Origin of the sequence: Streptomyces sp. NPDC057271, from assembly GCF_042668715.1 — a bacterium.
Classification (GTDB): Bacteria; Actinomycetota; Actinomycetes; order Streptomycetales; family Streptomycetaceae; genus Streptomyces.
In genome coordinates, this window is record NZ_JBHUYJ010000080.1 from 1 (window position 1) to 13665 (window position 13665).

At 70.7% G+C, this 13665-nt stretch carries 16 protein-coding genes; 4 read left to right on the plus strand and 12 right to left on the minus strand.

Annotated elements, in window-relative coordinates:
- The first annotated feature begins 111 nt into the window (after positions 1–111).
- The gene (locus tag ACFUJR_RS28595) at positions 112–360 is read left to right on the plus strand and encodes a hypothetical protein (RefSeq protein WP_383169965.1); all 249 of its coding nucleotides are present in this window, start codon (positions 112–114) and stop codon (positions 358–360) included.
- A 93-nt stretch (positions 361–453) separates the two neighbouring features.
- Here ACFUJR_RS28595 and ACFUJR_RS28600 read toward each other — a convergent pair whose 3' ends face one another.
- From ACFUJR_RS28600 to ACFUJR_RS28650, 11 genes are all read right to left on the minus strand, one after another.
- Positions 454–1344: an aKG-HExxH-type peptide beta-hydroxylase gene (locus tag ACFUJR_RS28600; RefSeq protein WP_383169963.1), complete on the minus strand. Its 891-nt coding sequence runs from the start codon at positions 1342–1344 to the stop codon at positions 454–456.
- 56 nt (positions 1345–1400) lie between these two features.
- Positions 1401–1562, minus strand: a complete 162-nt coding sequence (locus tag ACFUJR_RS28605) for a hypothetical protein (RefSeq protein ID WP_383169961.1) — start codon at positions 1560–1562, stop codon at positions 1401–1403.
- A gap of 89 nt (positions 1563–1651) precedes the next feature.
- A complete protein-coding gene (locus ACFUJR_RS28610; protein WP_383169959.1) occupies positions 1652–2386 on the minus strand; it encodes a 2OG-Fe(II) oxygenase in 735 nt (244 codons plus the stop codon).
- Positions 2368–4227 carry a radical SAM protein gene (locus ACFUJR_RS28615; RefSeq protein WP_383169958.1) on the minus strand — a complete coding sequence of 620 codons (1860 nt, stop codon included), beginning with the start codon at positions 4225–4227 and terminating at the stop codon, positions 2368–2370. The genes ACFUJR_RS28610 and ACFUJR_RS28615 overlap by 19 nt, the downstream gene beginning before the upstream one ends.
- 30 nt (positions 4228–4257) lie before the next feature.
- Entirely contained in the window at positions 4258–5124 is an 867-nt protein-coding gene (locus ACFUJR_RS28620; protein WP_383169957.1) for a hypothetical protein, read from the minus strand.
- On the minus strand, positions 5121–6044 hold the full coding sequence (locus tag ACFUJR_RS28625) for an NAD(P)-dependent oxidoreductase (protein WP_383169955.1): 924 nt from the start codon (positions 6042–6044) through the stop codon (positions 5121–5123). Before ACFUJR_RS28625 ends, ACFUJR_RS28620 begins: the two co-directional genes overlap by 4 nt.
- The gene (locus ACFUJR_RS28630; RefSeq protein ID WP_383169953.1) at positions 6041–6706 is read right to left on the minus strand and encodes a TylF/MycF/NovP-related O-methyltransferase; all 666 of its coding nucleotides are present in this window, start codon (positions 6704–6706) and stop codon (positions 6041–6043) included. The genes ACFUJR_RS28625 and ACFUJR_RS28630 overlap by 4 nt, the downstream gene beginning before the upstream one ends.
- Before the next feature lie 5 nt (positions 6707–6711).
- Complete coding sequence (locus ACFUJR_RS28635; protein WP_383169951.1) at positions 6712–7182, minus strand: NUDIX domain-containing protein; 471 nt, start codon at positions 7180–7182, stop codon at positions 6712–6714.
- A complete protein-coding gene (locus ACFUJR_RS28640) occupies positions 7173–8042 on the minus strand; it encodes an isocitrate lyase/phosphoenolpyruvate mutase family protein (protein ID WP_383169949.1) in 870 nt (289 codons plus the stop codon). The genes ACFUJR_RS28635 and ACFUJR_RS28640 overlap by 10 nt, the downstream gene beginning before the upstream one ends.
- Positions 8035–8721, minus strand: a complete 687-nt coding sequence (locus ACFUJR_RS28645) for a dTMP kinase (protein ID WP_383169947.1) — start codon at positions 8719–8721, stop codon at positions 8035–8037. Before ACFUJR_RS28645 ends, ACFUJR_RS28640 begins: the two co-directional genes overlap by 8 nt.
- A complete protein-coding gene (locus tag ACFUJR_RS28650) occupies positions 8718–9479 on the minus strand; it encodes a hypothetical protein (RefSeq protein WP_383169945.1) in 762 nt (253 codons plus the stop codon). Before ACFUJR_RS28650 ends, ACFUJR_RS28645 begins: the two co-directional genes overlap by 4 nt.
- 306 nt (positions 9480–9785) lie before the next feature.
- On the opposite strand from ACFUJR_RS28650, the gene ACFUJR_RS28655 reads away from it, so the two are divergent.
- From ACFUJR_RS28655 to ACFUJR_RS28665, 3 genes are read left to right on the plus strand one after another with little or no spacing between them, the layout of a single operon-like run.
- A complete protein-coding gene (locus ACFUJR_RS28655) occupies positions 9786–11198 on the plus strand; it encodes a helix-turn-helix domain-containing protein (RefSeq protein WP_383169943.1) in 1413 nt (470 codons plus the stop codon).
- A gap of 59 nt (positions 11199–11257) precedes the next feature.
- Positions 11258–12259, plus strand: a complete 1002-nt coding sequence (locus ACFUJR_RS28660) for an asparaginase (protein ID WP_383169942.1) — start codon at positions 11258–11260, stop codon at positions 12257–12259.
- Between the two features lie 27 nt (positions 12260–12286).
- Complete coding sequence (locus ACFUJR_RS28665; RefSeq protein WP_009311896.1) at positions 12287–12745, plus strand: PPC domain-containing DNA-binding protein; 459 nt, start codon at positions 12287–12289, stop codon at positions 12743–12745.
- Here ACFUJR_RS28665 and ACFUJR_RS28670 read toward each other — a convergent pair.
- Positions 12732–13355: a nucleotidyltransferase domain-containing protein gene (locus tag ACFUJR_RS28670; protein ID WP_383169940.1), complete on the minus strand. Its 624-nt coding sequence runs from the start codon at positions 13353–13355 to the stop codon at positions 12732–12734. The genes ACFUJR_RS28665 and ACFUJR_RS28670 overlap by 14 nt on opposite strands.
- Positions 13356–13665: the final 310 nt, after the last annotated feature.

The window sequence follows — 13665 nt, forward strand, 5'->3', positions numbered from 1 at the left end:
CTCTGAACGCCTTCGACATCACCTTCGACGGCCGGCTCTCCGCAGCTCGTCAGTAACCCCAACCACCCGCGTTACACCGTTCGATTGACAGACCCACGGCGCGTAGGGGACTTGGAGAAGTGGAAGCGCAGCCTTCCCGAGGAGCTTGACCGTCGAGACCAGGAAGTAACGGCGCGGCTGGAGACTAGGCTGCAAGGTGACCTCGATGCCACGCGGCGGTCCGTGCAGACTCAGCTCATGGAGGTCCGCGAGTACCTGGAAGGCGGCTTGCAGTCGGTAACGGTTAGCTACTGGGGTCCTGCTGTGTTGCTCGTCGGGGTGGTCGTCGGCTTCTGCGGAAATCTCGTAGCGCTCGGCTGAGCTTGGGCAGCCTGCACGTCGAGGATGAGTTCCAGTGGGGCCAAAACACGCCGTCGAAAAGACGGGCCCCAAACCGACAAGAGCCCGCCGATGCTAAGCGGGTTGAACGGCCCTGCATACGGCGTGGCTGACGTGATCACGGACCACCTCGGCGGAGACGTAGGAAAGCGCTTCCGTCAGCGAGTTAGACACAGAGGCGAACTGCCGCTCCTGATGGCGCAGGTGGGCGTCAAGGAAGGGAACCACAGGGGCCGTGGCGGCGTAGCGGGCCTGCCGTGCGTACAGCACGGTGAGGGAGAAGGCCCAGCAGGCGTGCAGGAAACCGTAGACGGGGCGCTGGGCGCCTCGCCAAGGGGAGAAGAACGTGACGTCGGCAGGGAGGTGCACTCCGTGCGCGGTCAGGGCGTCGTTGAGCCAGTTGTGGGCGGACTCGTGGATCATGTCGCGGGCCAGGACCTCGGGATGGTTGGTGTAGTCGGTGAAGACGGTGCCCGGGAGGCGGGTGATGGCCCAGCTGTGGAGGGTCTCGTCGAGTCGGCGGCGGTTGAGCAGGCAGATGACGGGGGCGTGCTGGGTGAGCAGAGTGCCGAAGCCGTGCTCGGTCGCGGAGGCGAGGGCGGCACGAACGAGGCCATGGGCCTCGGGTAGAGCAGGGCTGGTGTCGGGGCCGACGAGGTAGTACGCGGTTTCGGAGATCTCCGAGCGGAGCAGGGCCGCGGGGCGTGGGCTGAGCACGAGGTGCGGGCCGGTCGAAAGGTGGGTCAGGTCTCGCACCGTCGCATTTCGGTACCAGTCGAGGCGGTCCGCGTCCCGGGCGCGTGCGGCGTGTTCGGCACCTTCGAGCAGGTGGTGGGCGACGGCGTAGTCGAGGGCGGACGAGCCGAGGCGGTTGCCGAGTACAGAGGCGATATGGCTGGTCCGTAGGCGCTGGTGGTCGGCGATGCCGCCGAGGGCGACCAGGGCTTCCGGGGAGAGAGCGCTCATCTGGGGCTCCGGGGTGGAACGGGGCCGGACCGGGACGAGCCCGGCCCCGTGGCGGGTCAGGACTCGGTGGTGGGCTCAGCGGCGTCGGGCTGCACCGTGGTGGCCAGCCAGGTCTCGGTGGCCGCGTTGGAGGTGTGCGCGGTGGTGCGCACGGGGTCGCTGTCGCGCAGGGACGCGACTGCCTCCAGGAACTCGTCGAACTTCTTGTCTTCTGCCACTGCTCGCTCTCTCCTCTGGTCGGGGCCGTGGGTTGGGGGAGGGTGGCTGTGGGGCGGGCCGCGGGGGCCGGTCATGGCGGCGAAGCCTCCTACTCGGAGACGAAGAGCGTGAGGAACTTGCGAACGCGGCCGGCGCGGACCGGTTCGGTGCCGTGGACGAGCTGGCTGCCGAAGGCCACGAGCGTTCCGGGAGCGGGTGCGACGATCCATCGGGTGCGGGGCATGGTGCGGAACCAGGGGGAGGACATGTCCGTCCCGTCGTGTGCGAAGCGCATCCCCTGGGCGTAACCCGACCCGGTCGGCGCCTCGTCGGCGGTCCAGACGGAGTCGCTGCCCGTCGTCTCCACGTAGAACGCGCCGCCCGTCTCGTGGATGTCTGTGAGCGTGACCGTTGCGGCGGCGATCTGGCGGGGACGAGTGAGGGGATCGGGGGCGATGCCGTCGGCATGTGGGGTGATGTACTGGCCGGCACCGTATTCGAGGTAGATCCACGGCCGGTGGCCGGTGACCGACGGCAGGGTGCGCGTGATGGCGGGCATGTGGAGCTTCAGGGCCTGGTCGAGGAGGTTTGTCGCCTCGCGCGGGACGTCGGTCATCTCGATCCGGCCGGCAGGCTCGTAGACGTCCTGTGCCTCGGCGGGGGAGTGACCGGGGATCTCGTGGATGGTAATGCGGCGGCCAGTGCCGTACCGGTCGCGTCCGAGGGAGCCGAGCGTGTCGTCCATGACGAGGGTGAGTCGCTCGATCTCGTCCGGCTTGAGGAAGCCCTCCACGGTACGGATGGACAGAGTCTCGGCGATGTGGATCACTGCTCGCCTCCGCATGCGCAGGGGGTGGAAGGCGGGGCAGAGGCGGCCTCGGCCAGGGCCTCCGTGAGTACGTGTACGGCCTGGGCGAGGTCCTCGAAGTACTCGGCAGGCGTGGTGCCGGCAGCGGGTACGAGGTGGAGGTCGAGCGTCGGATACACCCGGCCGGTGGTGCGGCAGGTGAGCTCGCTGCGACCGAGGACCAACGAACACGCCCCGGGCAGGGAGGACTCGGCTCGGCTGGCGGCGCGGCACAGGCGCGCCGCTGTACGCGCGTACTCGGCGCGGTCGCGCGGGAGGATGCCGACCGAGAGGAAGCGGGGCTCGGTTTCGGGGAGGCCGGCGTAGGTGTGGCCCTGGCAGCTGTCATAGGTGACGGTGTTCCAGCCCGCGGTGAGGGCGTCGACGACCGGACGGACGCCGGGCTCGATGCCCTCGTACCACTGGGGGTGGTGGGGGTCGAGATCGTCCGCCTCGTGAATGCCGGGGAGGCCGACCGTGTTGATGTTGCCGTGGGCGCTGACCTGCAGGCGCGCGGGCGGGCGGGTCACGGCTGGGTCGTCCCACCGGGCCAGGAACGCCGAGACGTGGTGCATGTCGTTGGGGCGGACGGGACGCCAGCGCAGCCTGGAACAGGAGGCACCGGGCGGGAGATCCGGCTGGGCGAGCAGGGCGGCGACGCCGTCGATCAGCCGCATGCGGTGGTCGCAGTACGCGTCTTCGTCGCCAACGGCGGCGAAGCGGAGGCGGACCGCGGGGCAGCCCGCGCCACAGGTGTCGCGGTAGTCGCAGGTCGTGCACTTCATGATCAGGGAGCGGGCCTGCTGAAGCAGGGGAGAGCTGCCTTGGGCGCCAGCCACGACCGCCTCGGCGTGTACGTCGCCGAGCGCGGCTAGGCCGGCCTGCGGCCAGGGCAGCTCGTCACAGCTTCCCAGGCGGTCATCGGGGTAAAGGGTGAGGACGTGGTCGCACTTCAAGTCGGAGAAGTGACAGGAACGGGTTTGTAGACCCCTCAGTCGGCGGATGACGGAGACGACGGGTTCCAGCTTGACGCGGCGGAACAGGCCGTCGCCGACCCAGTGGTGGGCGGCCTCCAGCACGAAGTCGGCGTACTGACGAGGCGTGACGGCCCAGGCTGGACCGGTGGGGCCGATGGCCCGTCGCTGGAGTGCCCGACTGGTCGACGGACGGGATCCGACCGCTGTGGTCGACCAGGTGACCGCCGTGTCGAAGCATGGCACCAGGCTGACCGTCGTCACGGCGGGAAAGGAGGCGAGGTGCTCCATGACCTCGGAGGCCCGGCCGAGGACGTACGGGGTGACGGCGCAGATGACGCCGACACGGCGTTCCCGACGGCCGAGGAGTTCCAGGGCTTCGACCACTCGGGGGTGCGTGGGGCGGCCGTCGTAGCCGACGCGCCACGAGTTCCCGAGCGCGTCCCCGTCGAAGGAGATGCCGATCTCCAGCTCCGGGTAGTGCCGCTCGAACAGGTCCAGCCAGGCGTCGTCGAGCTGGAGGCCGTTGGTCTGGAGGCTCACGCGGATGACGTTCGGCTGTGCGGCGAGCGCGTCCAGGATCTCCGCGATTCGTTCCCGGCCGGCGGTCAGGGGCTCCCCGCCGTGGAGCTCGACGCTGAGCGGACGCCCGGAGAAGATCGAACCGAGGCGGTGGACCTGTGCCGCGCTGATACGGGCGCCGCCCGGTGACTCCTTGCGCTTCTCGAAGCAGTACAGGCAGTCGATGTCGCAGGTCTCTCCCCGGAGCTTGAGGATGACGGAGACCGCCGTGTCCGGCCCGGTGCTCGGCAACGGGGCGTAGAGACTCTCCAGGTCCGTGGGTGCGGTGCGGGCGACGGGCATCAGAGGACTCCCGAGGAGGAGAGGCGCGGTCTACGCGCCATCGGTGGAGACCGTGGACAGCCACCCGAGAAGCTGTCCGCCGGTGATGGGGATGTGGACGTCGCCACGGCGAAGGAACCATCCGTCGGCGTACCGTTGGGGCAGCCAGCCAGCGTCAGGGGTACCCAGGCTGGGAGGCTTCTGCGGCGTGTCGTCGACGGGCCAGCAGTCCAGGAGCGCTCTGGTCACGCGTCGCTGAACCGGACGGAACCACTCCCACGTTTCCGGGCGGGCCGGGTCGATCGGCGGATGGAACGGAGCGCTGGCAAGCAGCGGCAGCCACTTGTCGCCCAGGACCGGGTGGCCGGCCGCCGCGCAGCCGAGCGCGGCGAGACAGGTCTCCAGCTTCCGGCACACGACGTCGGCCGATTCGGACAGGCCGTCTTCGACGAGGCCGGTCAGGTCCTCGGCGAGACTTGCCGCGACCTCGGCCTGGTCGGCGACCGCCCAGCGTCGGTAGCCCTGGTGCTCCTCGTGAGTGAGCACCGGATACCAGCGTCCGGAACCGTACGAGAGAGCGGTGCGCAGACACATGAGGTCGTGCATCGAGGCGCGTACCCGGCGGAACGATCCGAGGTCGTCGCGGCGCACGTCGAAGGAGCGGAGCAGGTGACGGAGTTCCTCGGCCCGCTGCGGCGCCGTCGCCTGGAGGTCGACGCGGACGCCGTCCACGATGCGCGACTCCCACGCCGGAAGGGCGCCGTCCACGATGCCACGCAGGTCGATGTCGCTCGCCGCGTGGGCGAAGCCGCAGGCGAGGGCTCCCTCCAGCCAGACCTCGCGGGCCTCGCCGGAAGCGACCAGCGCCTGGGCGACTCTGTCGGCGATCTCCCGACGAAGCCGTGCCGATGGGTTCACCGGTTCCCTCCTTCGATCAGGATCTTGTCGTCAGCGGTGATCTCCCTGAGGAGATCGACGGCCCATCGGTCGAGCGCGCCGCGCACGTCGGAGCGCTGGGCGCCGATGTGGGGCGAGGCCAGGAGGTTGAGCGGCGTCGTGGAGCCGGTGAGGAGCGGCAGGTGCTCCCGCTCGACCGGGTCGAGGGCGAGGCCCGAGAGCCTCCCATCCGCCAGAGCCCGCAGGCAGGCGGCGACGTCGAGGGTCTCCAGCCGCCCTGCGCAGATCAGCAGAGGCCGCTGCGGAGCGACGCGTGCCAGGAAGTCCTCGCCGATGAGCTGCTCGGTCGTGCGACGCAGCGGCAGAGCGATCACGTGTACCTGCGACTGCTCCACGAGGGCTGCCTGCGGCAACTCCCGCAGACCGGGAGGGTTCGACGGCCACGCGGCGAAGGCCGTCCGGTCCATGAAAGGAGCGAGGGCCCAGTCGGCGGCCAGCCCCACCGGGCCCGCGCCCCATATACCTGCGGCCAGGGTGCCGAGTGACGCACCCATGCACGCCTGCTTCTCGTGCTGACCGAGCAGCAGCGCGTGCTGCCCCAAGGGGATGCGCCGTGCCAGGGAGAGGGCAGCGGCGAGGACCCACTCGCCCACGGCACCCGCGCCGGCCTCGGCGTTGCGGTGCAGCGCGATGCCACGGTGCCGGAGGGCGCTCACGTCGATGTGGTCGATGCCGGAGCCGGCCCGTACGACGTGCCGCAGGCGGGGGAGCGCGTCGAGCTCCCTCTCGCCGAGACGGACGCCGGAACGCAGGACGAGCACGGCCGTGTCGGCGGGCGGAGGCGAGTCCAGGTCCGGCAACTCGTGTACGACGACATCGGGCAGGGCGCGGCGGATCGCGCTCGCGTCCGCCGCACCGCGTAACACCATGACAGCGCTCACCCGAGGAACTCCGGCTTCTCGTACCGGCCGAAGGCGAGATCACCCTCGCCGACGACGACGGTCACGGGCGAAGGCGCGCCGAAGTACGCGTCGCAGGCGCGCTTCACCCCCGGGAGCCCGTCCCAGGCTCGCGGATTGACCGCCGTGTCTGCGTAGTCGTCGACGAACAACACGCCCGTCGGCATCAGGCGGGTGACGCAGTGCGTGAGTCCCGTGAGGGTCGAGTCGTAGAAGTCGCCGTCCAGGTAGGCGAACGCGATCTCGTCGGGCAGCTCCTTGGGAAGGGTCTCGTCGAACCATCCCGGATGGATGACCGGCGCCGACCTGCCCCAGGCCGCGTGCGTGGCGCGCACGTCGTCCGGGGAAGACCGGAGCTCGCCCGCCGCCAGGTGGTCCGAGTCCTCGGTGCCAGGCGCGGGCATGCCCTGGAAGGAGTCGTAGACGTGGATCTCGCGGTCGCGGTCGCCCAGCGAGTCGAGCACGCAACGGATCCAGAGGGCCATCGCACCCCTGTAGCAGCCGAGTTCCACTACGGCTCCCGGCAGACCGCAGGCGGTCATGTCAGCGAGCTCGTTGGCGACCACGCGAAGCCGGTCGGTACAGACCGTCCCTGAGTGCTCCCGCAGCAGCCATTCCCGCAGATCCTTCAGCGTCGGATCCATGAAGGTCACCACCTGTCCACGAAGGGGTCGGCGAGCTCCCCGCTCAACGCCGCCGACAGCGGCCGGTTGATCCGGGGCAGCAGGTACACGTCGCCCAGACGTTCCAGCGGAACCCACTCGAAGCCCACCTGGATGGGGTCCGGCGGTTCCGGCATGCGCGGCTCGGCGTCGTCCACCTGCTCGGCGAGGAAGTTGAACTGGACCTTCTGCACGTCTCCGAACTCGCCCTGCCACGACTCGGGGACGTACTCGACGACGCACAGCAGACGCCGGGCCACGACCTGGAGGCCGGTCTCCTGGGCGACCTTGCGGTTCACGGCCTCGCGCAGGTCCTCGCCGACCTGGGCCTTGCCGCCGGGAAGGTTGTAGTGGAACCCGGCCTCGTCGTCGTACGACAGCAGCAGGACGGCGCCGTCGCGCACGATCGCCGCCTTCACGGACACGCTGATCCGAGGCAGCTCGGCTGTCAGAGGCACGACAGTGCCTCCGGTTCGCCGACGCGCATCAGGTCGCCGACCTCCGCGAGGGACCCCGCGACGGTGGAGCGGAAACTCCCTCCGCGCTGGAACTGACGGGCGGCGGTGCGCATACCCGCGAGGGCGGCACGGCTGAGCTGGTTCGCGTAGATGCAGAGGCCGAAGCCGGCCTCGCCGAGTTCGGCGGCGCTCAGGTCGGGGAACGCCGTGGGCACGCTGACGAGCGGTACGCCGTGCCTCCACGCACCTCCGATGGCCCGCGCCTGATCACCGGTCGCGTCCTTGGAGTGGATGAGTACCGCGTCCGCTCCGGCCTCGGCGTACGCCTCGGCGCGGGCGATCGCCGTGGCCATGTCCTCGCCGGCGATCAGGGCCTCAGTGCGGGCCACGACCACGAGGCCGTCGCCGGCGACCTTCCGTATGCGCCCCACCTGCTCGCACAGCAGGTCCCGGTCGGCGAGGTTCTGGGCCCGGTGGGCCGCGAAGCTGTTGCACTTCGGGTACGCGCTGTCCTCGACACACACCGCCGCGGCTCCGGCGCGCATCAGGTCGTACGCGAACCGCTCCGCCGTGCGCCCCGAACCGCCCGCGTTGTCGATGTCCACGATGACGGGCAGATCGGTGACACGGCCGAGCGAAGCGACTACGTCGGACAGGTCCCGGGGACCCAGGACGTTGGCGTCAGGCAGCCCGGAGGCCGCCGATACCTCCAGACCGCTCACCCACAGGGCGTCGAAGCCCGCCTCCGCCGCGACGTGCGCGGCGAGCGCGTTCACCGCACCGATCGCCAGGAGAGGGTGCTTCCGCTCGCTGTCGTCGAGGGCCTCACGCAGATGCATCGCCTTCGTGCCGTCAGCCATGGGTCTCTCGTCCTTCCGTACGGGCGGCGAGCGACGGCACCAGCTGCCGTTCGCGCAGTACGTCCCAGGTGGCGAGCAGCACCTCGGACCGGGGCCGGCGGGCGTCCAGGCGGACCACATCGCCGAGGAGCGGGAACTCGTCGGGCTTCGAGACCACGGCCTCGTAGGTTTCGCGAACCCGGCTCTGGACGTCGTGCACGTCCCAGTCGGCCCGGACGGCGTCACCCTGGCGGGCCTGCGCCCGGCTCATCGAGGTGTCGGTCTCCAGGTCCAGGACGAGCGTGAGATCCGGGGCCGCGGTGAGCTGCGCGGACAGCGCCTCGTACGTCTCCGACACCTTCATGCCGTGCTTCACGGCGAAGAAGGCCAGCTCGCTGAGGAGCCAGCGATCCGCGATCACGGGCCGGGCCGGCCGCTGGGGGAGCACGAGGCGATCCAGCGTGGCCCGCTTGTCCGCCGCGATCGCGGACAGGTAGGCGTCACGGTTCCCGGCGTTCGGCTGGTACTTGCCAGTGACGATGGCGGCGGCCTGGTCGGCGGCGAGGAAGTTGGTGGTGAGCATGCAGAGCGGGGTGACGCCGTAGAGCCCCTGCCAGAGCCGGAACAGGCCCTTGCGCAGCGTCGTCTTGCCGGTGCCGTCGAGCCCCTCGATGACGATGAACGGATAGCGGTGGTTCATTCGACCTGCCCCGCCCCCGTGCCGCCGGCGTACTTGGTGAAGCGACCCCGCCAGCGGGCCGTGGTGGACACCAGGTCTACGAGCCGGAGCTCCGCCAACTCGTCGATGAGGCGGGGCAGCTCGGGCTCGGCGCAGATGCCGGCCTCGATGGCCCGGCAGTACGCGGTGCGGAGGGCCGGGTCGTCGTCGGAGTCACGCAGCGCCGCCTCCAGCACCCGCGTGGCCATGCCGTGGGCCACGACGCCCACCGCGGTGCCCAGGGCCTGCTCATGGAGCGGGCCCGGGTGCGGCTCCAGCGTGATGTGGTGCACCCCGCGGTGGCGAATGACCGCGAAGAAGCCCACCCACCACGCGGCGGCGGAGCTGACGGCGGTCACGGCGTCGGACCAGGCCACCCCGGACTGCTCCGCGAGGAGGTTCTGGGCAGCGGTGTCGGCGGCGCGGTGAAGTGCCCCTCGCCGGTTCCGCGACTCCGTTCCGTGCCGCTGGGGCAGCTCCCACCAGAAGCCGAGCCCGGCGTCCTCCAGCAGCGCCATCGCGGACCCGTCGCCTGCCGGCAGCGGAGACGGGCGCTGGGCCAGAACGGAGACATCGGCGCCCGGCACGTCCGGCAGCGCCTTCTCCTCGGCGACGGCCGCCTGCCATTCGTCGAGATGGAGATGGAGCCGCTGGGTCAGCAGCCCGTCCGCCAGTGTCTGCCAGGCATGGGCCAGCGGCGGCGAACCGGGTGGCCGGGGCGGCAGGGTCAAGGAGGTCACAGGTCGGATCCTCACGTCCGGGGAGTCGCGGCACGCGGCTCCGGTCGGTGGTGCTCCACCACGATGGCCGCCACGAAGGCCCACGCTCATGAGCGTTTATGAGCGCCACCAGCGGAACGTGTCCGGGCGGTCGCAGAGCGAGAGAGAATGCCGACCATGGTCGACAGCGGACAGCGGCGGTGTACGCGCTGCGGTGCCCTTCTCAGTCGCTTCAACGCCGGTACACGATGCGCCTCGTGCCAGGACGGGCCGGCCGCCCGACGGGCCGACCCTGCCTTCTGGCGTGATCCGACGGTCCGGCGAGCCGTGGCCGCATGGGAACTCGGCACCGTCGTCAAGCTGTTCAGGAAGCACACGGGCCTCTCCCAGGCCGGTGTGGCGCGGATGGTCAGCATCGACCAGGCCGAGGTCAGCAGACTGGAACGCGGCCTCAAGCAGATCCGCGACCGACGGCAGTTCGTCCAGTGGACCGATGCGCTGGGAGTCCCGGAGGAGCTGCTCGGGCTCCTGCCGACGGCCGATGCGCACATTCCGGACTCCGCAGGTCGACCGGGGACGGCGGACACCGGAGCCCGTGGATACGCGGCGCTGCCGGAAGGGCCGGGCCAGCTTCTGTTACCCGCCGGGCGGTCCGTCTCGACGACGGCGCTTCCCGTGCTGACCCTTCCGGCGGCCTCCTTCCTCGGGGACAGCCTGAGACTCGACTCCCGCCCGGAGCTGGATGCCTGGCGCACCATGCCGATGCGCGCGCTAGTCGTCGCGAACCGCACGGTGGACGGGGCGGTCCGGCAGTTCGTCACCGACGCCCGACCGAGCGGCGTACGCGCCACCGCCTCCGCCCCGGTCGACATCCCCGCCGCGTACGAACTGGACGACCTGACTTACGGCATCCTGTGGGCCGTGTCGGGATTCGAGGCGGCACTGCTCGGCGACGACCAGACCCTGCACACCTCGCTGGCCTCGCTCACCGCTTCCCCAGGCGCGCCGATCGCCTCCGCCCAGGGACTGACCGAAGTCTCCCGGATGCTCATCGGCTCGGAGACCGCAGCCCGGTACATCCTGGGCCACCGTGACCACCTTGGCGACGCACCCGTCTTCTGGACCAGGGAACAGCGCGGTGAGGAGGCCGCCACCTGGCTGTTCTTCCGGCACAAGTACCGCTACCTCGAACGAATGGCACCCCGGCGTCCGGGCGGTACCAGCGGCCGGGGGTTCTGCGTCCCAGAGGCGGCGGTCGCCTCCTCGCCGGCGTACGAGCGCGTTCTGCTCTTCCTCGCCATCGCGCTCATGGAGTCCTTCGGCATCCGCACCTGGGTGACGGATGACGGAGGCTTCGCCCACACCGACGGCTTCGCGCTCTCCCACGGGCGCCGCGCCGTCATCGCCTCATGGGTACGGACCGAGGGGGCGTCGCACCTCGCGGTCACCGCGCGGCCGGGCGCCCTGCGGACGTTCGCCGATGTGACGGACCACGTCAGCCACCACTCGGCCACGGCGGCCGAACAGGCCGGACAGCGCCTCGCGGCAACCGCGGAGTACCTCGGCCTCGACGCCTCCTGGCTCGGTCGCCGGTGCGCACAGCTGTCGGCCGTCGGCACCGAGCGGCTCGCCCGGCCGCGCAGCCGGTTGCTCGGCCTCGAAGGGCTGGAGGCCGCCTGCCGGTTCGTGGCCGAGCAAGTGGTGATCATTCCGCGGACCCGGACGGCGCCGACCCGATAGCCTGCGTGAACCACTCGTGAGGCCGCGCTCGGCGGCGTCCGGACAGGGGAGCAGGGGATATGACGGAGTCGGTCAGGAACGTGGCGGTCTTCTCCCTCGGCGGCACGATCGCCATGACCACCGATCCCGCCACCGGAGGCGTCGTACCGGCGCTCTCGGCGCACGAACTCCTCGCCGCGGTACCCGCCCTGGCCGCGAGTGGCATCGGCCTCAAGGTTCGGGACTTCCGACGTCTGCCCGGCGCATCCCTGACCTTCGAGGACCTCACCGCACTGTCGGCCGCGATCGCGGCGGAGCTGGAGACCGGAGAAGTCGACGGCGTCGTCATCACCCAGGGCACCGACACCATCGAGGAGACCGCCTTCCTCCTCGACCTCTACCACGGCCACGAGCAGCCGGTCGTCGTCACCGGCGCGATGCGCAACCCCACCCTGCCCGGCGCCGACGGTCCGGCCAACCTCCACGCCGCCGTCCTAGCCGCCGCCGACCCCGTACTCCGGGGCGCCGGCTGCCTCGTCGTACTCGGCGACGAGATCCACTCGGCCTGGACCGTCCGCAAGTCCCACACCACCAGCCCCGCCGCCTTCACCTCACCAGCGTGCGGCCCGATCGCGCGGATCGCGGAGAACCGGGTGCGGATGGTGAGCGGCCTGCCGCGCCGCGGACCGCTGGTCGGCGCCCCCGACCGTGAGGCGCGCATCGGGCTCTACACCGTCACCCTCGGCGATGACGGAGCCCTGCTCGACCTGTGGGACGGCAACTGCGACGGACTCGTGGTCGCGGCCTTCGGCGTCGGCCACGTCCCGGAGCGCCTCGTCGAAGGGCTCACCAAGCTCGCGGCCCGCATCCCCGTGGTCCTCGCCTCCCGCATCGGCAACGGACCCGTCCTGTCCGACACGTACGGCTTCCCGGGCTCCGAGAAGGACCTCCTCGGCCGCGGGCTCATCGGCGCCGGAGACCTCGGCCCGTACCAGGCGCGGCTCCTGCTGCAGGCCCTGCTCGCCCAGGGCGCCGACGGAGCGACGGTCCGCGAGACCTTCACCACCGCCTCCGCCCGCTGATCCCACCCCATCAGGAGACACCCGCGCATGCGTGCTCACGAGCTGACCGTCGGCCGTACCTTCGGCGTCACCTTCGACCACGGGGAGGACTTCTTCGAGGCGCTGTCCACCTTCTGCCGGGACAACGGCGTACGGCAGGGCTACATCCCCTCGTTCATCGGAGCCTTCGCGGAGGCCGAGATCGTGGGTGCCTGCGAGAAGCTCGCGGACCCGGACGCACCGGTCTGGGCGAAGACGTACGTCACCAACGTCGAGGCGTTCGGCGCCGGCACCCTCGCCCATGACCCCGCCACCGGCGGAATACTCCCGCACATCCACGTTTCCGCCGGCCTGAAGGCCCAGTCGGCCGACGGCAGGACGAGTCACCTCCTCAGCGCCAAGGTCCAGTTCCTCAGCGAGCTGCTGATCGTGGAGGTCACGTCGCCCACGATGACCCGGCCTCGGAACCCCGACCTCTACGACGTTCCGCTGCTCACGTTCGGCTGACCGGCGGGAGCCGCCTGAGCCAGGGGTGACCGGGCGCGATCACGCTGATCGCGTCGGCCAGCCAGGCGCGTGCGGAAGGGTCGAGCAGCGGCAGCACCGCTTCGAAGTCGATCTCGTCCTTCGCCCGGGGCGCCTTCGCCTTGTAGAAGAGCTGCACTTCGGGCGCGAGATACGGGATGCCCGTCTCGCTCGTCCGCCCGAGTCGGTCGATCGGGAGCCGGATCTCCGGGGTGCGCCGCGAGACCCACCGGGTGCCCTCGGCCTCGTCCAGCATGAGCTGCACCGACCAGGGCGCCTCGGGTGTGCGGCGGCACCAGATGTCGTGGAGCGGCGGCCGAAGGACCTCTTTAGGACGCCACGGTCGAAGCTCCCCTTGGCCGGGCGGGTCCGCCACGTACAGGTCCCAGTCGGCCAGCAGTTCACGTACGAGGGCCTGGTCGCGCCGGAGGACGAGGACGTCGAGATCGCCGTGTGCGCGTAGCTCGCGGCCGACCGCGAGTTCGATCGCGTAGCCACCGGCGATCCACCACGGGAAGTCCGCCTTGGCGAAGACCGTGGCCACATCCTCGGGACGATCTGGCACCCAGCGTCCCAACACGTCAGCACTCACCTGCTCATACTCCCAGTGACGAGACGGGCGGAGGTGAAGGCCGGCGGCGGGTCGGCGGTCTCGCAGGAGCGCCCTATTGCCCGCTCGCACCCTGCGCTCATAAACGCCCATGAGCATCAGGGGCACCGGCAGCCATCGTTGAGCGCGTGACTCGCGACCGGCCTCGTGGCCGGTGCTTGAGCCACGATCCTTCCGGGGTCGCGTACCCGAAGCCAGGTGCTTCCTGCGGCCGTATGCCTTTCAGCGGCGTACTGGCGCACTTCCGCGACCACGTCGCAGCCCCGGGGGAAGGCCATCGCTGTCACCCACA